This is a genomic window from Methanosarcinales archaeon Met12 (assembly GCA_002813105.2).
Taxonomy (GTDB): domain Archaea; phylum Halobacteriota; class UBA148; order UBA148; family JAJOKI01; genus JAJOKI01.
Genome location: CP017966.2, coordinates 327981 through 348127 on the forward strand (window position 1 = coordinate 327981; position 20147 = coordinate 348127).

Sequence of the window (20147 nt, forward strand, 5' to 3'; positions counted from 1 at the left end):
CTTTAACGCTATAGTTAGGTATTTTATGGCATAAAAGTATTTTAGTTCCAATGAAATTGCTGATCAGTCCAATCGATATAGAAGAGGCGAAAGATGCCGAGGCAGGTGGAGCAGATATCATCGACGTGAAGAATCCAAAAGAGGGTTCGCTTGGTGCAAATTTCCCATGGGTAATCAGCGCGGTTAAAAAAGTGGTGTCAAAACCGCTGAGTGCAACCATCGGAGATTTTGGATTTAAGCCAGGTACCGCTTCGCTATCCGCACTTGGTGCCGCTGTTGCTGGTGCGGATTTCATCAAGATCGGCTTGTTCGATATCAGTACAAAAGAACAGGCGTTGACTTTGCTCCAAAACGTCAAAAAAGCTGTTAAGGACTATGATTCCTCAAAAAAAGTCGTGGCAGCAGCATACGCCGACTTTGAAAGGCTGAACACACTCTCTCCGTTTGATTTGCCTGATGTCGGACAAAAAGCAGGCATCGACATCGTCATGATCGACACTGGCATCAAAGATGGCAGAGGCATATTTGATTTTCTGTCCAAAGGACAGGTTGCTGAATTTACATCAAGCGCCAAGGAGGTTGGACTTGGTACTGCACTGGCTGGGTCGCTCGGGTGGGGAGATATAAAAACCATCCATCGCATCTCCCCTGACATTATCGGGATACGGGGGCTTGTGTGCGGTGGTGATCGAAACAGAAGGATACAGCAAAAGGAAGTGGAACGGCTTAAAAAGATGATATGTAGCATTTAACCTCGGTGAACAAAAACTTCATTAAGAGTCAAGTTGTATAGACCAAAAAAGGTGTAGTGGTGAAAGAAATGTTTGTAGATAAACTCAATGTCCCCTCAGGAATTACTTTTGATGATGTTTTGCTTTTGCCATGCAAATCCAATGTCGAACCAGATCAAGTAGACGTAACGTCACGCATGTCAAAAAATGTTTCCCTCAACATTCCAATCGTAAGCGCGGCAATGGACACCGTGACCGAGGCCGATATGGCAATTGCCATGGCGCACGAAGGCGGCATCGGCGTGATTCATCGAAACATGAGCAGGGAACGACAGGTAAACGAAATTCGTGAGGTAAAAAGAGCCGATGAACTGCTGGTACGAGACGTGGTGACGATTGCGCCCAACACCTCCGTCCAGGCCGTGTGGCACCTTATGACAAAGGAAAAGGTCAGTGGAATTCCCGTTGTTGGAATCTCCAAGAGATTACCAACTCCGTCTAAATCTTCGGATTTAGTCGGTGTTGAAGTCCCGCTTCCGAAGGAATTGTCCGATGGAAAACTAATAGGTATCGTCAGTCGACGGGACATTCGACCTATTGTCGAATCGAATCCAACAAAAAAAGTTGAAAAGGTGATGACGAAGGATTTGATCACAGGGCATGAAGGCATTCCACTCGATGACGCGCTTGAGCGAATGTACGAGCATAAAATAGAGCGTTTGCCAATCGTGGACAAAAAAGGTAATCTCAAAGGCATGATATCTATGCAGGATATCCTGCACCGGCATCAGCACCCCAGGGCGATCAGGGATGAAGAAGGACGCCTCATGGTGGCAGCTGCAGTGGGCCCTTTTGACGTAGAAAGGGCGGTTGCACTGGATGCCGCAGGAGCCGATGTGCTCGTGGTGGACTGTGCACACGCACATAATATGAACGTGGTGAATTCTGCCAAGGTGATTAAGAAAAAAGTCGGTGCCGACGTCGTGGTGGGGAACATCGCGACGGCAGAGGCTGCAGAAGAATTGGTCGGTTTTGTAGACGGCATCAAAGTTGGTGTTGGTCCTGGGTCTATCTGTACCACACGGATAGTGACCGGGGTCGGCGTCCCACAATTAACTGCAATCGCTTCAGTTGTAGACGTGGCCAGAAAACATAAAGTGCCGGTAATCGCTGACGGCGGGATGAAGTATTCTGGCGATATCGCAAAGGCCATAGCAGTAGGAGCAAACTCAGTCATGGTTGGCAACCTCATTGCAGGCACGGATGAAGCGCCAGGTAGGACCATGACCATCAAAGGGCGGCGATACAAGCAGTACAGGGGCATGGGCTCACTCGGCGCCATGAGTGGCGGAGAGAGTTCAGATCGATATTTCCAAGAAAAAAGAGGGGGGCTTGGCAGCACCAAGTTCGTGCCAGAAGGGGTTGAGGGGGCCATACCATACAGCGGCACCGTTAAAGATGTGACACATCAGTTAGTTGGGGGGTTGAAATCTGCAATGGGGTATATAGGCGCGCAAAATATCGGAGAGATGCATAAAAAGGCAAGATTTATCAAGATTACGCCATCCGGATATAAGGAGGGGCATCCACATGATGTCTTGATTACGGATGAGGCTCCGAATTACCCGATAGACGAGTGAGCGCGATATGATGTTTGGGGGATAGTAAGGAGAATAAATGAATGCATTCGAAAACATAATAACACAATATTTAGAGGCAGAAGGCTACTGGGTTAGACAGTCTGTTAAAGTTGAAATATCAAAGGATGATAAAAAGGCGATCGGTTTGCCTACCATGCCCAGACCAGAGATAGACCTTGTGGCATTAAATATGAAGGAAAACGAGCTATTGTTGGTAGAGGTTAAGTCTTATCTTGATTCTTATGGTGTTTATTATGGAGCAGTTTCTGACGAAGTTTTTAAGAAATATGAAGAAGAAGATGTAAAACGTTACAGGTTGTTTAATGATAATAAATTTAGGGAAATTGTAACTAAACGATTACGCGAAGAATATCTGAAGCAAGGCCTTATAAATGAAAGCACTAAAATAAATTACGCACTAGCCGCTGGGAATATTCATTCACCAAAGGATGAGGCCGATATAAGAACCCATTTCTCGAAGAAAGGGTGGAAATTATTCTCTCCACAACAAATCAGGGACAAAGTAAAAGAACTGGCCGAAAAAGGATGGGAGGATAATCTGGTCACGATAACTGCAAAGTTAATATTAAGGGATGAAAAATAACGTCACCTAACAGCATGTTTGCGGTTCGCTTCACTCATCCAAATTCCACCTACAGAACTTCACATTCCGATAGGTTGGCTGTTTTTTAAGATGTGGCAGTAAACTTCATAATGAAGCAAATGAGAGATTAGGTAAGAAAGAAAATGCCAGAAGAAATAACATTGCGGGTTGCGGAAGCATACCATAGAGATGCTGGAAGGGGCATCGCCAGAATCGATATAAAAGACATGGATAACCTCGGGGTGGTGAGCGGAGATATAATCGAAATTCATGGTAAACAAACGGCTGCGGCGATTATCTGGCCAGGATATCCGGAAGATGGAGAGGGCATAATACGGATAGATGGCAACATCAGGAGTAATGTCGGAGTTGGCATAGGCGACAAGATCGGAATAAGGAGAGTGGAGGCTAAACATGCCAAGAGTCTCATAATCGCTCCAACACAACCGGTGAGAATCGTCGGTGGCGAGCAATATTTGGCGCGGGTGCTTGATGGACGCCCAGTATTCAAAGGGCAAAAAATGAGAATAGATTTAATGCCTGGCAATCCGCTTACTTTTATAATCACAGGAACTCGGCCAGCTGGAACCGTGATCTGCACGAAGAACACGGAGATCGTTTTGAAGGAGAAGCCGGTTGAAGAGGGGCGTCTGGTTCCCCAAATCGCGTATGAGGATATCGGCGGATTAAAACGTGAGATCGCCCTTGTAAGAGAGATGATAGAGCTTCCATTGAGACACCCAGAGCTGTTCCAGAAGCTGGGCATAGAACCGCCCAAGGGGATTTTGTTGCATGGGCCACCAGGAACTGGAAAGACGCTCATCGCAAAAGCGGTCGCCAGCGAAACAGATGCCAATTTTACACATATCAGTGGTCCCGAGATCATGAGTAAATACTATGGCGAGAGCGAGCAGCGCCTTCGTGAAGTGTTCGAGGAGGCACGCGAAGATGCTCCATCGATAATATTCATCGATGAGATCGACTCGATTGCACCCAAGAGGGAGGAAGTGACCGGGGAGGTCGAACGCAGGGTCGTTGCGCAGTTATTGTCCCTGATGGATGGGTTGGAAGCAAGGGGAGAAGTCATAGTAATCGCTGCTACGAACAGACCAAATGCCATCGATGAGGCACTCAGACGCGGGGGACGATTTGACAGAGAGATTGAAATCGGCATCCCGGATAGAACTGGGCGACTTGAAGTCCTGCAGGTACACACGAGAGGGATGCCTCTGGCAGAGGAAGTTGACCTTAAGGAAATAGCAGATATCACACATGGATTCGTGGGTGCAGACATGGCCGCTCTGTGTAAAGAGGCGGCAATGCACGCACTGCGCAGAATCCTTCCTGAAATCGATATCGAGGAGGAGATACCTCCAGAGATTATGGAAAAGCTACAGATAACAAGGGGTGATTTCTACGAAGCTCTGAAGAACATCGAGCCGAGCGCACTGAGAGAGGTGTTCGTGGAGGTGCCGCATGTAGAGTGGAACGATGTCGGCGGATTAGACGAAGTAAAACAGGAGATTATAGAGGCAGTAGAATGGCCACTCAAATATCATGAGGCATTTGAGGAGATTAACATCACTCCACCAAAAGGTATTTTATTACATGGTCCGCCAGGAACTGGAAAGACGCTCCTCGCAAAAGCCATAGCAAATAAGAGCGAATCTAATTTCATCAGCATCAAAGGACCTGAACTGTTGAGCAAATATGTCGGGGAGTCGGAGAAGGCCGTGAGAGAGACTTTCAGGAAGGCAAAACAAGCTGCACCTACGATCATATTCTTCGATGAGATCGACGCGATCACCCCTATCCGGGGCGGAAGTTTTGGGGATTCCCATGTAACCGAACGAGTGGTAAGCCAGATATTGACGGAGTTGGACGGTCTTGAAGAACTTAAAGATGTAATCGTAATCGCTGCAACCAACAGGCCCGACATGATCGATCCGGCGTTATTGCGACCGGGCAGGATAGATAAATTAATATATGTTCCACCCCCAAATGAGGATGCGCGCAAAGATATATTTGCTGTCCATCTAAAAGGCAAACCAATTGATGGTAATGTAAATCTGAATTCGCTCGCAGAAGCCACGGAAGGATATGTTGGTGCTGACATTGAAGCGATATGTCGAGGGGCATCCATGTTGGCACTCAAGGAGATTATACAATCAAATATGGGCCAAAAAGCCGTAAAGGATGGTGTCAAGAGGATTAAAATCAAGAAGGAGCATTTTGATGAGGCCATGAAACAAATTAAAGCGAGCGCAGAAAAAGTCACATTTAAAAAAGGAGTTGATAAGATATGAGAAGAAAAAGAAGAGATAGAAGAAACCCATTCGATATGTTCAGCAATTTCGATGAGATATTCGAGCACCTATTAGAAGGTATGACGTCTACCGATGAACAAGAGCCATTTATCTATGGATTCTCAATGACCCATAGACTAGGAGAGGAACCGGTGATACGAGAGTTCGGAAACATACGGCCGCATTGTGGAGGCTTTGATATAGGCGAGCGGAAACTCATCATCGATGTGTTTGAATCAGAGGATGAAATCCAGGTAGTAGCCGAAATACCTGGTGTCGAGAAGGAAAATATCAAACTTGATGCGACCGAGACGTCACTGGGCATCAACGCCAAGACCGAGGATCGCGAGTATTCTGAACATGTCAACCTTCCTGCAAAAGTAGACCCAAATAGTGCAAAGGCCAGCTACAGGAATGGCGTGCTCGAAGTAATCCTCAAGCGGGTTGAACCAGTTGAACTAAAAGAGAGACGGAAATCCATTAACGTAGAGTAATGGTTTCAAAACCCGTGTCCTACACTCGCTCCGCTCGATAGGACTATTCCGTAGACAATCATGGTATAGTAAATTGGGTCAGCCAGATAGCGGGGAATGGATTTGAACCATTGGTCTACGGGTCCCTCTCCCACAACCTGCAAAGCAGGAGCCAACTTTTATTAAAAAGTTTGGTTTCGTTTTTTGTTCAAACTTTTTATTAAAAAGTTTGGTTTCGTTTTTTGTTCAAACTTTTTATTAAAAAGTTTGGTTATGAGCCCGTCGGGATTTCCTGACTACCCTACCCCGCTAAGGATATCACACCTAATTTTCGACGTGTTCTCGTTTGCTTAATATATCCTGAACCTCATCGAGCAATTCGTCCTCGGTCTTGCCCTCTGTTTCGATTCCAAGTCCTTTTGCCATTTTATGGACCTTATCCTTTTTTTCGTGGGGAGTGACGCTGTCTTTGATAGAGCGTTCAAATTCGCTCAATTTTATTTCCGATTCTTTCTGCGCCTTTTTAAATTCGCCCACGGACTTGCCAAGAGAGCGTGCTAGCTCTGGGATTTTGGACGCGCCGAACAGCAATATAATGATTACGCCTATAATTATCAACTCATGTGGCCCTATCATCAGTCTCACTCATATTCAATTATCACGTTAACAGTCTTAAACGTTCTGCTTCTTGGCTACCGATTGTTTACTCAATGTCTGTTGAACCTCATCGAGCAATTCGTCTTCGGTCTTGCCCTCTGTTTCGATTCCAAGGTCTTTTGCCAGTTTCTGTATTCTAATGATTTTTGCCTGGTCTGCGGCTTTCTTCGAATGCTGGAACTCGCTCAATTCATACTCTGCCTCTTTCTGCGCCTTTTTAAATTCGCCCATGAATTGGCCAAGAGAACGTGCCAACTCTGGCAGTTTGTTTGCACCGAATAGCAACAGCACCAATGTAAATATCACCAGAAGCTCTTGCATTCCTATCATCAATGTCACCCCATATCCGCAGAGGAGGGTTCACGAAGAGAAAGGAGGGGAGTTCACCCCCCAATTCTAAATACCTTGGTGCTGCAACTTGGACAGGTGCCCTTGGTCGCCTTTCTATTATTTTTCATGGTTACCTGCTGCGGGTTTTTCATCGTTATTTTCTTTCTACATTTTACGCAATATGCTTCGGTCATTAAATTCCTCCTTTTTATTTCCTTGAGTTTGAATTGTATTGCTCGTTAAAAAAGGTTTGGTTGACGTGGCGATTTTTGCCCTCGAATGAGCTGAATGACCTTTTTCTTTTTTCGTGCCGCGTTCCTTGTCGCTTCATCTATTTTAACCCTCATTTCAGATATATCAACGTCAGCGAGCTCCCCCACTACTTTTTTGATGGGCGTATAAGCGGATTCTCTAAATTTCAGAGTCAAATCGTGATATTTTCCGTCTTTGAAGAGCTGGACACCGGACCCTTTTTCAACACGCCCCACGACATCGGCCGCGATATCACATCTCCTCAGCGATTCCAATATATCGCCTGCTATACTCCGTGGTGCGATGATCAAAAGCGCATCCAGTGAAACTCCCAGATAATCGATGTCCAACTTATCCAGCATGCGGAGCACGATGGGGTTGACCAGTGCACGTATTTTTTCTTCCTCAAAAATGAGTTTTGCGCCAGCGGTTTTCGAAATTTCCGCCGCATCCCCCCTGATGCCGCCGTTTGTGACATCGGTCATCGCATCTATCTCGGCTGTCAATCCATCCTCATACAATATTTCGCATGCCCTAAGGAATTTAATATTAAGCGTCTCTCGAACCACCTCGGACATTCCAAAATAAAGAGCAGTAGCGGATATCGTACCGCCGCCAGCGCCTTCGGTCATCAAAATGACGTCCCCTGCCCGTGCGTCTTTCTTAGCTATAAGGAAGTTCGCGATGCCCACCGCACCTACGCAACCAGTCATCCTGTCGCCAATCACCATATCTCCCCCTATGCGGAGCGTGCTCCCCGTGACCAGTGGAACGTTCATTAACTCGGATATGGCAGCAATGCCAGCCGTGTATTCAAAAATCTTGGCGACGTCGCCATCATCTGCTATATGAATGTCGGAGAGGAGTGCAATCGGCTGCGCTCCCATGACGTAGATATCGCGCAGTGCGGCTCTCGCCACGTGAAAACCTGCCAAAAATGGGAAATCACTCAACCTAGAGTGCATGCCGTCAACCGTGAGTACAATGTAATTTCCATTTGCTCGAACGGCCCCTGAATCATCCAGATGGCTTGAATCTATGACTGCGCTAGTGCTCCCGATTACTTCTGCAATCTTTTGATGTACGTAAAAATCACCTTCTCCCCTGGAGCCAACGCCAAATCCCCCCATCGTGATAGAAGATGGTGCGAACGTTATCAGGTCGTCTGTCAGATCTGAGGTTGCCATAACCTCCCGTAAAACCGCACAGGCTAAATCGCGAGCCCTACTTCGCGAGATATCCTTTATCTCAAGGATGCGATTCGTTAAATTGTGTAGAGTGTCGTCGTAGCTCTTGCCCCTGCGCAGGGCGAGTCTTGTATAACCCTCAAGGTCCATCAACACATCCCCACGAAATTCTCGAGCATCCTCAAGCCAACGTCTCCGCTCTTCTCCGGATGAAACTGGGTTCCAATGACATTATCCTTCATCATAATGGCTGGAAATTCCCGTCCATAGTCAGATGTGGCCAGCATATATTGCAGATCCGTGACCGCATAGTACGAATGAACGAAGTATGCATATGAGCCATTCGGTACGCCTTCGACGAATTGATGGTCTTTCTTTATCTTAAGTGAATTCCATCCCATATGCGGTACTTTTAGGCCCTTGTGGGCAAATCGAACGGCCTTCCCTGGGATTGTATCAAGTCCTTTAATCATGCCGCCCTCTTCGCTTTCAGTCAATAGTATCTGCATGCCAAGACAGATGCCCAACAATGGTGTACCATCGGCGACCGCACCATAAATCGCATCCTGAATATTTTTTATCTCGTTCATTGCACTTTTGAATGCTCCCACTCCAGGCAGTACAAGTCCACCTGCCTGTTTGATCTGCGATGGTTTCTTAGATATGATGATGTCGGCGCCAGCGCATTGAAGCCCCTTTTGTACACTCCTCAGATTTCCAAGTCCATAATCTATGATGATGATTTTTTTCATAACCAGTTCTACAATATGCTCCGATGGGGATTTGAACCCCAGTCGCAGGAGTTCTCCAAGCTTTTGGTTTTTGAGAGTCCTGCATGAATAGCCTTCAGTTCTTAGCTGAATTTGGCCGAACTACACTATCGGAGCAATCATTCAAAAGTTATTGAATGATATTAATCTTTTGTCCAAAAAGTTTTATATGATGTAGAAATGAGACTGTCAGTGAGGATAAGATAATGGCAAAACCGATATTGATGGACTTTTATGCCGACTGGTGTGGACCTTGCAAAACACAGAACCCAATCATAGATGAGCTTAAAGGCAAATTCGGCGATAAAGTTGAGTTCAAAAAAATCAATATCGACAAAAATCATGAATTGGCGAGGAAATACGGCGTGCTCAGCATTCCGACATTGATTATAGAAGTCGAAAATAAAATAGTTCAACGGTTCACGGGAGTTACGCAGGCTAACGTACTGGGTGATGCGCTAAATAAGATATTAAAATCTTAGAGATGGAATACATTTATATGTCTCGAGATATAACTTCCATCAGAGGGGAGTGGGAGCGTTTTTGAAAAGGTTGATTGACCTGGGCATATTGCCAATACGCAGAAAAAGTCCAAGAGGATATACGCCACATCTGTCAATTCTGTTCAGGTCAGATGGCCAACATTTGTTCGGGATAGATACTTCTCGCACTAACGGAACGATGGACTCTCACGTTTTTTTGATAACACACGCACATTCAGACCATTATGGAAATTCGGCGATGCTTTCCCAGAAGTCTGTAGCATCCGAAAAAACTGCGAAAGCTCTTGAAATTAGATATGAGCGCAAGTTTGCAGGAACGACGTTTAAAATTGGAGAGCCCATAAACATCGATGGCGTTATGGTTCGCACCCATCCCACTGGACATACCATTGGCGCAACAGCTTTTTCCTGGAAGAACGAAGTTGGAACGACCATTTTGGCGACAGGGGACGTCAAGGATGCATCACGCCTCCCTAAATGCGACGTTTTGATCACGGAGGCGAATTACGGAAACCCTGCTGACCCGCAATGCAGATTTGAAGAGGAAGTCGACTTATTCAAGGAGGCTATCGAAGAAGACGTCGCATTTGGTGCGTATGTGTTTGGCAAAGCACAGCGTGCTGTCGAATTGGTAAGAAATTTTGGCTATCATGATGAAATCGAGATGGAGCACAAAGCGTTGGAATTGACCAGAGGGCTGATGGACCAGGTTGAGCCGCTGGTCGGTTTGAACGGAAATATGGGAGGGGTCATTATTGTGCCGCCGCGGGATTTGTATCGCCTACCAAAGCGATTCGACAAATTTGTTTTGACTGGACAAAGGCAATATCGACACCAGCAAATCAGGATAAGCGACCATCTTGATGTCGATGCTCTGACGGACATGGTAAAAAAATGCAATCCTGATGTAACGATAGTATATCATCCCAATGGGGACAACCCAATAAAATTCGCACGGTATTTAGATGAAAATGGATTCGCAGCGATTGCCCTTGATGATATTACAAACGTGATAGACGAAATGCTCACTTCGGGGCGCAAGATTAAAAAACCAATAATAAAATTAAGAAGGTAGAAAATGCGGCTAGAAAATATCTACAAGGAAAAGATTCTCTCAAAATGGATAACGGTTATGTTATCCGTAATTACAATAGGTCTTTTCTTTATATTGGTTTATCAGATTTTGATAGGACCTATTGGCACTCGTCCAGCACCAAATTGGTTTTTCTTAGCCATGTTTCTATTGTTCCTAGGATTGACAGTCAACTTTAGTAATCTAAACATTAAGATGACACCTCGATATATCTCCGTAGGATATGGAATTTTTAAGCATAACATTCCTTGGGAAAATATTGAAGATTGTTATTTAGATGAGGCTTCAGCCATTAGATATGGTGGTTGGGGCATACGCATAGGAAGAGTTAAAGGAAAATGGAGATTAGTCTACAATGTTATTGGCGGACCTCGTGTTGTGCTTATCTTTAAAGGGGAAAAGATTTTATAAAGAATTTGTGTTCTCCACTAACAATCCCCAAAAAGTGATAGAAATAGTAAAACAAAAAGTCGATGAAACAAAAAGATTGCCTTTCGTTCGCACTATCGCCTAACAGAGCGTATCTGGCTTCGGCTCACTCCGTTCGCCCAAATCCCGCCTTCGGTGGAACTTCTTTTATGCTGGGAACGTTATATGAAATGGCGATATCACCCATACCAAGTCCATCATAAAAAACGTCCCAGTCCAGAGTAGTGGAGATACATCCCTCTTTGTCCAGTACTATGCCGAGGGTGGCACATTAAACCTGTGACAGAGTTCCATGCCACCTTTTATCTCGGTAGCACAGCCAATGCCCACGATAGCCTTTGGCGCATATTTCATTATCATCCGCTTGATAAAACTTGACCCTGGAACGATAAAGACAGTATAACCCTGTTCCTCCAGAATTTTCTTCGCCGCCCCTATCTCGCACCGGTCGCAATGTACACACTGAATGCCCTCGGGAGATAATTTTGCTATACAATCTATGGAGCGCAAACACTGGGGAAAAAATATTGCCTTCTCGGTTGGTGGGTGTGCATTAAATTGTCTCGACGAAATTTTGTTTTGAAGCTGTATCGCCACCTTATCTATGATGGAATCATCCAGCCCCGCCAGTCGGAAAAATGCCTTGACGAATCCCTCTAAAACCAATAAACCAGATAGCAACACATTTGGGGTGGGAGAATCTCCAGTTTTAAAATAATAAAGCGCCAGCATCGCAATGACGATGGTGGCAATTAGGATTATGAAAAATAGATAAACGACTATTTGTCCGATTATCGGATAGAGCTGTTCAAGCATACGACATGCTTAAAAGTTATAAACATTTATACTTTGTCAGTATATCAGTGTATCAATCCAACACGTGTAAAACAACACAGGAGAATGTCGATTGCACAAGATAATCACTAAAAAAGAAATAGCCCCAGCTGTCAAGCTATTTGAAATTAAAGCTCCACTGGTCGCCAAAAAAGCCAGAGCAGGGCAATTTGTGGTCCTGCGAATAGACGAAAAGGGGGAAAGGATACCTCTGACCATTTCCGACTTTGATGCACAAAGAGGGTCCATTACCATCATATTTCGTGAGGTTGGCAAGACTACAAAGCAGTTGGGAAGCTTGAATGAGGGAGATTGTATTGCAGACCTGGTTGGTCCGCTTGGAAACGCCATGGAGAGCAAAAAATACGGCACCGTCGTTTGTATCGGCGGGGGCGTGGGAATCGCACCCATTTATCTCAAGATTAAAGCCTTTAAAAAGGCAGGGAACGAGGTTATCTCCATAATCGGGGCGAGGTGCAAAGAATTATTGATTCTGGAAGAAGAAATACGAAAGATAAGTGATGAACTCTACATCGCCACTGATGATGGTTCAAAAGGGCATCACGGCTTTGTCACCGATGTTCTGCAAGAGCTGATAGACGCACAAAAAAATATCGACCTGGTGCTGGCTGTTGGGCCCGTCGTGATGATGAAGGCAGTAAGCAATGTAACAAAGCGCTACGACATAAAGACAATAGTCAGTCTGAATCCCATCATGATAGATGGAACTGGCATGTGCGGCGCCTGCAGGGTAACGATAGATGGCAAGAGCAGATTTGCCTGCGTGGATGGACCGGAATTCGATGCGCATCTCGTCGATTTTGAAGAACTTATGAACCGACAGCAGATTTACCTGGATAAAGAAGAAGTCGCCTTACAAAAGTTCGGAGAGCACAAATGTCATTGAGACCGTCAATGCCAGAACTGGATGTAAAAAGACGCAGACATAATTTTGATGAAGTGGCCCTGGGCTATGGTGCAAAACAGGCAATAGCTGAGGCAAAAAGGTGTCTCCAGTGTCGAGATGCCAAAGCAGGATGCGTGCAGGGATGTCCCACCGAGATAAATATACCACGATTTGTTAAATACGTCTCAGAGGGCGATTTTGACTCTGCAATCGAAGTTATCAAAGAGAGGAACGCCCTCCCTGCGATTTGTGGGCGGGTGTGCCCATATGAGAATCAATGCGAGAAAATGTGCGTACTGAGCAAAAAAGGAGAGGCGCTTGCAATAGGCAGGCTCGAGAGATTTGTGGCAGACCACGAAAGGAAAAGGGGCATAAAGGCGTCTAAAAAAGCAGAAACATCTGGCAAAAGAGTTGCAGTTATTGGCTCTGGACCTGCTGGGCTCGCAGCGGCGGCAGATTTGGCTAAACTTGGTCATGACGTGACCATCTACGAGGCGCTGCACGAAGTGGGCGGCGTGCTTATGTACGGCATCCCAGAATTCAGACTGCCAAAGGATATAGTTCAAGCAGAGGTCGAGTACGTAAAACAATTGGGCGTTTCCATTCAAACAAACGTGGTCATTGGAAAGTCGCTCGGAGTTGAAAAACTTCTTCGACAATTCGATGCGGTGTTTATCGGAACTGGTGCTGGACTGCCGCGTTTCCTGAACATACCAGGCGAAAACCTGAATGGAGTATATTCTTCCAATGAATTTCTGATAAGGACGAATCTGATGAAGGCATATAAATTCCCTGAATACGACACTCCCCTCAAAGTCGGCAAAAAGGTGGCAGTAATCGGTGCGGGCAACGTCGCCATAGATTCGGCAAGAGTGGCATTGAGGCTCGGTGGCGAGGACGTATATATCATCTACCGCCGGTCAGAGAAGGAGATGCCTGCCAGATTAGAAGAAATAGAGCGTGCCAGAGAGGAGGGGGTTCGATTTAAACTTCTCACCGATCCCGTCAGGATAATAGGCGACGAAGGTGGTTGGGTGAAACAGATAGAGTGCGTCAAGATGGAACTGGGCGATTTCGATAAGTCAGGGCGGAGAACACCGATTCCAATAGAGGGCTCTGAATTTACCTTAGATGTCGACACGGTGATAGTAGCCATCGGGCAAAGTCCAAATCCATTGATTTCAAAGATGACAAAGGGGCTAAAGACGACAGAAGACGGCGCCATCGAGGTCGATGAAAATGGCATGACGTCCATAGATGGGGTTTTCGCGGGTGGCGACATAACGCCGGGGACGGCAACGGTAATCGAAGCCATGAGCGCAGGAAAGAGGGCTGCGAGGACAATTCATGAGTATATCTCGCGATGATGATGGGATGTTCATTGCTGAATGTCCTTCTTTGCCAGGATGTATTTCGCAGGGAAAAACTAGAGGAGAAGCCCTAGAAAATATAAAAGACGCCACTCGAGGATACTTGGAGAGCTTGAAAAAGCATAATGAGCCCATACCTCCTTCTAAAACCTTATGCACGGGATTTTTATCTCGAATGGATCGTAAGTTTTTCTTTTTGTCTTTGTTATTTTCTTTTGCTTTTTGTTTTAATTCCAAGTAATCTCTTTGTTTCTGATAGACTCTTGGTACCTTTGAGCCTATTACATTGTCTGTGAGCTATCTTTACATTAGAAAGATTTGTTGCCTCACCTTTTGAATTTTAATTTTGATATGCTCATCTTATCAGCGACAAGATTTGTTTAACTCTTCAAGCAAACCTTTGATATCGAGACCATACCTCTTTGCAACGTCTCCAATCCTCAGCATGTTAATCTCATAAGCAGACATCGGGCAGTGCAAACATGGCAATTTATATTTTGCGAGTATTTCACTTGCCTTTGGATGCTTCAAAATATCAGCCAATATTGTATCGTCCGTAATTTTTGGTATATTTTCCACCTCCGTCCCTATGACCTATGGCTTCCTATTTCAATATAATGGTGTATAAATTTAACTTGTTGGCTTTTATAATGCAGTTATGAAGATGATGGACATTTACAACAAACTCCTAAAGATACTAGGAGAACAAAGATGGTGGCCAGCAAAAACTCCTTTTGAGGTTGTCGTCGGTGCAATTCTAACGCAACAGACCAGATGGAATAATGTAGCGAAAGCAATCCACGAACTTGAAAAGAACGATTTGTTATGCCCTGATGTGCTGTCCAACGTGAATAGAAATAAACTGGAATCGTTGATCAAGTGCACTGGATTCTACAAGCAAAAGGCCGAGCGACTCCAAATTGCTTCACGATATTTCGCTAAAAATGACATGACATCGCTCTCTGAGATGCCCATTGAGGTTCTACGGAGGGAGCTGCTTTCGCTAAAGGGCATCGGAAAGGAAACCGCAGACAGTATTTTGCTCTATGCGCTGAACAAACCAAGATTTGTCATCGACGCATACACTATGCGAATATGCAAATGTCTGGGCATATCAGGAGGATATGATCGGTTGCAGAGAAAATTCGAGAATGAGCTGCCAAAGGATGTCACGCTCTTCAAGGAATTTCATGCGCTTATCGTGGAGTATGGAAAGCAGTATTGTAACAAGAAAAGATGTGAGGATTGTATTCTTGATGTCAAAAAGTAATTTCGAAATTTTATTCTTCAGTCCTTTCCAACAATTCCATGAACTCCAGATATCGCTCGTGTCTGATTCTCCAACCCTTCTTGATCATTTCATCTACTTTGTTTTTGGCTTCTTTCTTGCTCAATTTTCCTTTTTTAACCATTGAGAAAATAAGATAGAAGGTACCATGAGTTTTAATACCAAGAATGTCTCCGACCTCTCTTGCTATACTCTCATCAAAGATGGCGATGGCGCCCTTAGCACTCGCCAATGCTAAGACGTCAATTTCTCCGGGGTGCAGCTCTGCGTTTAATCCTTCAAACGTTCTTTTGAACTCGCTGGCCACCTCCACAACATTTATGATTTTATCCTTGACCAACTCATCTATGACAAATGCGTCAGCATCTCCCCTTTTCTTTCCCTTTGTAACCACTTCTTCGAAAACAGTTTTTGGAATCAGCATCTCCACGGGAAGCTCTTTGAAAATCCAAGAAAGACCAACCTTACTCAGATAAATGAGTGGTGTTGAGTCGAAAACCAAGGTCATGAGGTCGCTGCCTCAAAATCTTTTTTGATGTCCTCGGCGGAGACGTGTAGTGGCAAGTTTCTTTCATTGATTAATCCTAACATTTCCCTGATAGAAACGCCAGCGATCTCAGCTGCTTTACCGACGGAGACTTTATTTTTAGCAAACAAATTGAGAGCGTGTTCTTTCAGCTTCTCTTGTATGCCAATATCAATGAGTTCTCTCACTAAGGAAGACCTCTCCATGTGCCTGATCTCGGCCAAATCCTCTAACTTCTTTTTCATCTCTTTTGTTGGCCTAATCGATATGACGTCCATGTATACATACTCGTTTTTAGTATACTTAAGACTTTTGGTGTGTTTTGTGGCACTCAATAACAAAAAACATAATGGATAAGGAGCATATTTAGATGGGTGAAAGTAGAATGTCCAAAAATCAATTCATCAAGTACCTTAAAAATGGAGATGTTGTAGATAGCATCTTCGCGGTCAAGTACAAAAAGCCGCCAAAGCCATATAGGTATGGCTTCTATTTTGAGTTCAGGGTTAGCGATAAAACAGGTGAGATGACGGCAAAATACTGGGGGGACGGAAACGAGGGCAGCATAAAAGAGGTCTACGAGAGGTTTCAGACGGGAGACGTCATTCACATTACCGGCGAGATTGGAGAGTTCAAAGATAAATTAGAAGTTGCGCTGGATACCGCAAGCACTGTGAGGAAATGCGCGCCGACCGAATACAACATCGAGGACTTTGTGGCAAAGACAGATAAAAACGTGGAGCAGATGATGAGCGAGCTCATGAGCATCGTCAATTCCATTGAGAATTCGCACCTGAGCGCACTTCTGAATTCATTTTTCCTGGATACAAATTTCGTCGAGAAATTCAAGGACTGCCCTTGTTCGATACAACGTCATCAGAACTATATCGGCGGCTTGCTCGAACACACGCTGAACGTGGTTAAATTATGCGATGCGATGGGTGCCATACACCCTCTACTGGACAGGGGCCTGCTCCTGACTGGCGCGATGCTACACGATATAGGGAAGATAGAGGAATACGCAGTGACGACGAGTATTGACATCTCCGAGGAGGGGATGTTGAGAGGGCACCTGATCATAGGCGAGCAGATGGTGCTGAATAAGATAAAAGGGCTGGAGGAGTTTCCAGAAACCCTCAGGATGAAGATGGCACACATCATACTGAGCCATCATGGATTGAACGAGTATGGCTCACCAAAAGAGCCGCAGTTCCCGGAGGCGCTCGCCATCTACTACGCAGATGAATGCGATGCCAAAGTAGACTATTCCATCAGGCTGAAAAAAGAGGCAGAGACAGAAGACCTCTGGATTTACACCAAGGATTTTGGGCATATTTATTTGCGGTAATCATCAACATCCAAAATAACGCCAACATTATCCCAGTCATGCCCATATATATGCGCCGAGATGCTGACGCTGGTCAATTTGCCTGGTTTAGCGCCTATCTTATCTGCGACATATTCCATCAACTTGGATAAGCCATACCAGTTGCTCGGCGCCGCGCCATAGAAATCGTGCGACCTGAACACGACGGTTAGATTGAGGCATCCATTTCTTAGCTTGAAATCCAGGAGTATCATGCATGGTATTTCCTGTGACACGGTGTCCTTTGAAGGCATCCATGTGACGCACGTCGCTCGACGGGAATTGGGATTTTTCTTAAGCTTGTCGATCACGTATTTTACCTGGTCTATGCCCTCAGCACCCCAGTCACGTAAACGCTGCCCATAGGTATACTCAAAGTCCTGTGCATTCTCGCCGGTGATCAATTGCCTGGCATACTCGTCCAATCGTTCTATGTTCCATGAACTATGCTCCGGTATCTGGTCTTTATATGGGTTCCCTATTACGACCACTAAATTTAGCAGTTCCCTGGTCTCGCTCCCGCGCTCATCCCTCAGAGTCTCACCGTGATGCCATATCAGGTCCAGCCCCCGATACCATCCGTCGCTTATCGTAGATGCCCTGATAAGCCTTCCAATTCTCATTTCATTCATTCAGTGATGCCCCCATGTTTTTAGCTGCCTGAACCATATTGGATAATTTGGCGAATGCGGACTCCCTTGTCAAATTTCGCAGTCCGCAGTCCGGGTCAATCCATATGTTTTTGGCGCCCAATTTCTCAACTGCGGCCAGTATTCTTTTCTCGATTACTTCGACTGGCTCTACCTCCATCGAATTTGAGTCAACGCACCCATAGCCTATATGCACATCATGCGCTTCAATTATCTCTCTCTCCATAACCTCGAGGTTTGCGGTATTCGTGAACTCATGGTCCAACACGCTTACGTTCAGTTCAAGAAGTTTTTTGAAGATGCTGCGTATATCCCCGCACACATGAACCACCGGCACCTTTACCCCTTTTATCACCCCATTCAAGGCCGGTATAGCTGTTTCTAAGTCCATCCCAACGGAGAAAACTGGCTCGTCGATCTGAACGACCTTTGCTCCTGCCTTTATCAGTGCCATGATTTCCATCGCCTGCGCCCCTGCGATGTCATAAATCAACTCCGGGTCATCGTTGGACTTATATGGCGCCTTTTCGTCAACAACACTCGCATACGCCAGTGTAGACGGTCCCGTGACGATGCCCTTTACCTCACATTTCGTAATGCTCTTGGCAAAAATATAGTCATCTACGGCCACTGGCTTCTCTGGAGGAGTAACATAATCCACTATATTCGGGCGCCCGCCCTTAACCTTAAAACCAGGAATATTCCCTGCAAACAAAGTGACAAAATCTGCCCTGACCTGTCCGTCTGAAATCAACTGCACGCCAGCTTTTGTCTGGTCATTCACAGCCACCTCTATCGCTGAACGAACAGGGTCTTTCGCGCCCCTCATCAGCGCATATATATCGGTGATATCGAGTTTTGGGGGATAGCTTCCCACAACAGTTGTCATCAGGTGACCGTTCATTGTTCACGCCTCCGTAACTCCATAATGCATCCACCGCCGCTCACGCCACCAAGCGGGTTTTTTGGGGTGCCAAGAGAGTGCAGGCATCTGGCAAGCACGGCTGCCCCCCTCGCCAGTCCATCATCCACAAAGACCACATCGAATTCGCCCAATTTTTCCCTGATCATATCGGGTTTGAAGCCGGTGATTGCTCCCCTTCCCGTGATTCCGATTGTGCCATACAATCCATATTCATGCGTCTTGTCGATAATTCTTTTCACCAGTTCAGATGCTACATGATCTATTAGCCCCATCACATGTGATGCTCCCGCCTCCAGCAGTAACTCCTCTCCGATATCGGTTAAACAACTCAGCCTATCTCCATTTGTCCCAACGTCCACCCCTATGAGGACCATGTCCGATTCTTTCAGCCCTTTCGGATTTACAGGTACTGTGCCGCATTTTTTTTCTGTAGTTACTCGTTTAACGATGATCATGCTCATCACGTCCTCGATATAGCTCTCTGGGATATCCATATCCGGTTGGACGGTCAATTGAAGTGCAGTTTCTGCGGCAGAAAACGCAATCGCATCGAAAATCGCGCCAGCCAGTCCGCAGTAGCTTCCGACTACGTTTGCGTATGGCAACTCGCCATCGGTCACCCTGCCAGATAGGGTCGTTCCAAAGTCAATGCCGATACACGGATTTCTGAAATCGATATGGGTCCATTTGGCGCCTTCCTTGATGCCAGCGAGAGCCAATTCGCCTTCCATTTCATTTGCGACAATTGGCGTTTTGATGCATTTTACACTAGCTACTGCACCATCGAACGCTACATAATCGATAAACGAATATTTTTGTAGTGGTCTGGACAAATTGGATTTCTGCAGGGCGCCGGTCATCTTGCGTGGAGGTATCCCTGCCATGAGACAACCATCCGCCAGTGCTCGGATGACATCGTCCACCTCTTCGGGAGAGTTTAGCCCGGCCACCACGCCTGTTGACCTGACCACAAAATCCAGATCGCGAACGCTTATTTTCGCCTTCGTGAGCGAGCGAATGAGAATCTTTTTGACTGCCACGGATATGGCATCGCGTGACAATGGTTGCCCTTTAACCGTCCATCCAAACACATCTTCCCCTCTTTCAGGGAGGCGAATGGATGCCGTGAGCTCGACGGTTTTGTCCAGAAAATATGTCCTCCCTTTTTCCAGGTCGGTGGCGGTCAGTATGGATTTAATCGTCGTATTCCCGAGCTCGACAGATGCAACTACGTACACGCTTTCCTTCAGGGCAAACGAGGCGTCTACAAAAGTTCCCTTTGTGATTTCTACCATTCCATCAAATT

25 protein-coding genes and 2 tRNA genes are annotated in these 20147 nt (G+C 45.7%); 13 read left to right on the forward strand and 14 right to left on the reverse strand.

Features of this window, described 5'->3' with window-relative positions:
* The first annotated feature begins 50 nt into the window (after positions 1–50).
* From BME93_02135 to BME93_02155, 5 genes are all read left to right on the forward strand, one after another.
* Complete coding sequence (locus tag BME93_02135) at positions 51–752, forward strand: (5-formylfuran-3-yl)methyl phosphate synthase (GenBank protein ID ATZ60952.2); 702 nt, start codon at positions 51–53, stop codon at positions 750–752.
* Positions 753–820: 68 nt separating this feature from the next.
* Positions 821–2371, forward strand: a complete 1551-nt coding sequence (gene guaB / locus BME93_02140) for an IMP dehydrogenase (protein WRQ72959.1) — start codon at positions 821–823, stop codon at positions 2369–2371.
* A 37-nt stretch (positions 2372–2408) separates the two neighbouring features.
* Positions 2409–2975: a hypothetical protein gene (locus BME93_02145; protein ATZ60953.2), complete on the forward strand. Its 567-nt coding sequence runs from the start codon at positions 2409–2411 to the stop codon at positions 2973–2975.
* Positions 2976–3118: 143 nt separating this feature from the next.
* Entirely contained in the window at positions 3119–5281 is a 2163-nt protein-coding gene (locus BME93_02150; GenBank protein ATZ61741.2) for a CDC48 family AAA ATPase, read from the forward strand.
* A complete protein-coding gene (locus BME93_02155) occupies positions 5278–5775 on the forward strand; it encodes an Hsp20/alpha crystallin family protein (GenBank protein ID ATZ60954.2) in 498 nt (165 codons plus the stop codon). Before BME93_02150 ends, BME93_02155 begins: the two co-directional genes overlap by 4 nt.
* Before the next feature lie 87 nt (positions 5776–5862).
* Here the strand turns inward: BME93_02155 and BME93_02160 are convergent.
* From BME93_02160 to BME93_02190, 7 genes are all read right to left on the reverse strand, one after another.
* Positions 5863–6065 (reverse strand) — tRNA-Met (locus BME93_02160).
* Positions 6066–6078: 13 nt separating this feature from the next.
* Positions 6079–6390 carry a twin-arginine translocase TatA/TatE family subunit gene (locus BME93_02165; GenBank protein ATZ60956.2) on the reverse strand — a complete coding sequence of 104 codons (312 nt, stop codon included), beginning with the start codon at positions 6388–6390 and terminating at the stop codon, positions 6079–6081.
* Positions 6391–6426: 36 nt separating this feature from the next.
* Positions 6427–6741 carry a twin-arginine translocase TatA/TatE family subunit gene (locus BME93_02170; GenBank protein ATZ60957.2) on the reverse strand — a complete coding sequence of 105 codons (315 nt, stop codon included), beginning with the start codon at positions 6739–6741 and terminating at the stop codon, positions 6427–6429.
* 53 nt (positions 6742–6794) lie between these two features.
* Positions 6795–6935 (reverse strand): DUF5679 domain-containing protein, encoded by a 141-nt coding sequence (locus tag BME93_02175; GenBank protein ID ATZ60958.2) that lies wholly within the window; start codon positions 6933–6935, stop codon positions 6795–6797.
* Between the two features lie 45 nt (positions 6936–6980).
* Entirely contained in the window at positions 6981–8330 is a 1350-nt protein-coding gene (locus BME93_02180; GenBank protein ATZ60959.2) for an AIR synthase-related protein, read from the reverse strand.
* Complete coding sequence (gene hisH / locus BME93_02185) at positions 8330–8932, reverse strand: imidazole glycerol phosphate synthase subunit HisH (protein ID ATZ60960.2); 603 nt, start codon at positions 8930–8932, stop codon at positions 8330–8332. Before hisH ends, BME93_02180 begins: the two co-directional genes overlap by 1 nt.
* A 16-nt stretch (positions 8933–8948) precedes the next feature.
* A tRNA-Glu gene (locus BME93_02190) sits at positions 8949–9067 on the reverse strand.
* An 89-nt stretch (positions 9068–9156) separates the two neighbouring features.
* On the opposite strand from BME93_02190, the gene BME93_02195 reads away from it, so the two are divergent.
* The 3 genes from BME93_02195 (at position 9157) to BME93_02205 (ending at position 10957) form a co-directional block, all read left to right on the forward strand.
* Entirely contained in the window at positions 9157–9432 is a 276-nt protein-coding gene (locus BME93_02195) for a thioredoxin domain-containing protein (protein ID ATZ60962.2), read from the forward strand.
* A gap of 61 nt (positions 9433–9493) precedes the next feature.
* Positions 9494–10528 carry an MBL fold metallo-hydrolase gene (locus BME93_02200; protein ATZ60963.2) on the forward strand — a complete coding sequence of 345 codons (1035 nt, stop codon included), beginning with the start codon at positions 9494–9496 and terminating at the stop codon, positions 10526–10528.
* A gap of 3 nt (positions 10529–10531) precedes the next feature.
* Positions 10532–10957 carry a hypothetical protein gene (locus tag BME93_02205; GenBank protein ID ATZ60964.2) on the forward strand — a complete coding sequence of 142 codons (426 nt, stop codon included), beginning with the start codon at positions 10532–10534 and terminating at the stop codon, positions 10955–10957.
* A 270-nt stretch (positions 10958–11227) separates the two neighbouring features.
* Here the strand turns inward: BME93_02205 and BME93_02210 are convergent, their stop codons facing one another.
* Positions 11228–11791, reverse strand: a complete 564-nt coding sequence (locus BME93_02210) for a DUF116 domain-containing protein (GenBank protein ATZ60965.2) — start codon at positions 11789–11791, stop codon at positions 11228–11230.
* Between the two features lie 91 nt (positions 11792–11882).
* Here BME93_02210 and BME93_02215 point away from each other — a divergent pair, with 91 nt between their 5' ends.
* Genes BME93_02215 through BME93_02225 form a run of 3 tightly spaced genes read left to right on the forward strand, consistent with a single transcriptional unit; the run spans position 11883 to position 14327 of the window.
* Positions 11883–12716, forward strand: coding sequence for a sulfide/dihydroorotate dehydrogenase-like FAD/NAD-binding protein (locus tag BME93_02215; GenBank protein ATZ60966.2), 834 nt, complete (start codon positions 11883–11885; stop codon positions 12714–12716).
* A complete protein-coding gene (gltA, locus tag BME93_02220) occupies positions 12707–14083 on the forward strand; it encodes an NADPH-dependent glutamate synthase (protein ATZ60967.2) in 1377 nt (458 codons plus the stop codon). The genes BME93_02215 and gltA overlap by 10 nt, the downstream gene beginning before the upstream one ends.
* Positions 14084–14090: 7 nt before the next feature.
* Positions 14091–14327 (forward strand): type II toxin-antitoxin system HicB family antitoxin, encoded by a 237-nt coding sequence (locus BME93_02225; GenBank protein ATZ61742.2) that lies wholly within the window; start codon positions 14091–14093, stop codon positions 14325–14327.
* 122 nt (positions 14328–14449) lie between these two features.
* Here the strand turns inward: BME93_02225 and BME93_02230 are convergent, their stop codons facing one another.
* A complete protein-coding gene (locus BME93_02230; GenBank protein ATZ60968.2) occupies positions 14450–14665 on the reverse strand; it encodes a hypothetical protein in 216 nt (71 codons plus the stop codon).
* A gap of 79 nt (positions 14666–14744) precedes the next feature.
* Between BME93_02230 and BME93_02235 the strand changes: the two genes are divergently transcribed.
* Positions 14745–15356 (forward strand): endonuclease, encoded by a 612-nt coding sequence (locus tag BME93_02235; protein ATZ61743.2) that lies wholly within the window; start codon positions 14745–14747, stop codon positions 15354–15356.
* A gap of 10 nt (positions 15357–15366) precedes the next feature.
* On the opposite strand, the gene BME93_02240 is transcribed toward BME93_02235, so the two are convergent.
* Positions 15367–15882 carry a DUF3368 domain-containing protein gene (locus tag BME93_02240; protein ID ATZ60969.2) on the reverse strand — a complete coding sequence of 172 codons (516 nt, stop codon included), beginning with the start codon at positions 15880–15882 and terminating at the stop codon, positions 15367–15369.
* Entirely contained in the window at positions 15879–16178 is a 300-nt protein-coding gene (locus BME93_02245) for a UPF0175 family protein (GenBank protein ID ATZ60970.2), read from the reverse strand. The genes BME93_02240 and BME93_02245 overlap by 4 nt, the downstream gene beginning before the upstream one ends.
* Before the next feature lie 92 nt (positions 16179–16270).
* On the opposite strand from BME93_02245, the gene BME93_02250 reads away from it, so the two are divergent.
* Positions 16271–17248: an HD domain-containing protein gene (locus BME93_02250; GenBank protein ATZ60971.2), complete on the forward strand. Its 978-nt coding sequence runs from the start codon at positions 16271–16273 to the stop codon at positions 17246–17248.
* Here BME93_02250 and BME93_02255 read toward each other — a convergent pair.
* Genes BME93_02255 through BME93_02265 form a run of 3 tightly spaced genes read right to left on the reverse strand, consistent with a single transcriptional unit; the run spans position 17236 to position 20136 of the window.
* On the reverse strand, positions 17236–17898 hold the full coding sequence (locus BME93_02255) for a thymidylate synthase (protein ATZ60972.2): 663 nt from the start codon (positions 17896–17898) through the stop codon (positions 17236–17238). The genes BME93_02250 and BME93_02255 overlap by 13 nt on opposite strands.
* Positions 17891–18820: a methionine synthase gene (locus BME93_02260; protein ID ATZ60973.2), complete on the reverse strand. Its 930-nt coding sequence runs from the start codon at positions 18818–18820 to the stop codon at positions 17891–17893. The genes BME93_02255 and BME93_02260 overlap by 8 nt, the downstream gene beginning before the upstream one ends.
* Entirely contained in the window at positions 18817–20136 is a 1320-nt protein-coding gene (locus tag BME93_02265) for a methanogenesis marker 14 protein (protein ID ATZ60974.2), read from the reverse strand. The genes BME93_02260 and BME93_02265 overlap by 4 nt, the downstream gene beginning before the upstream one ends.
* Positions 20137–20147 lie beyond the last annotated feature (11 nt).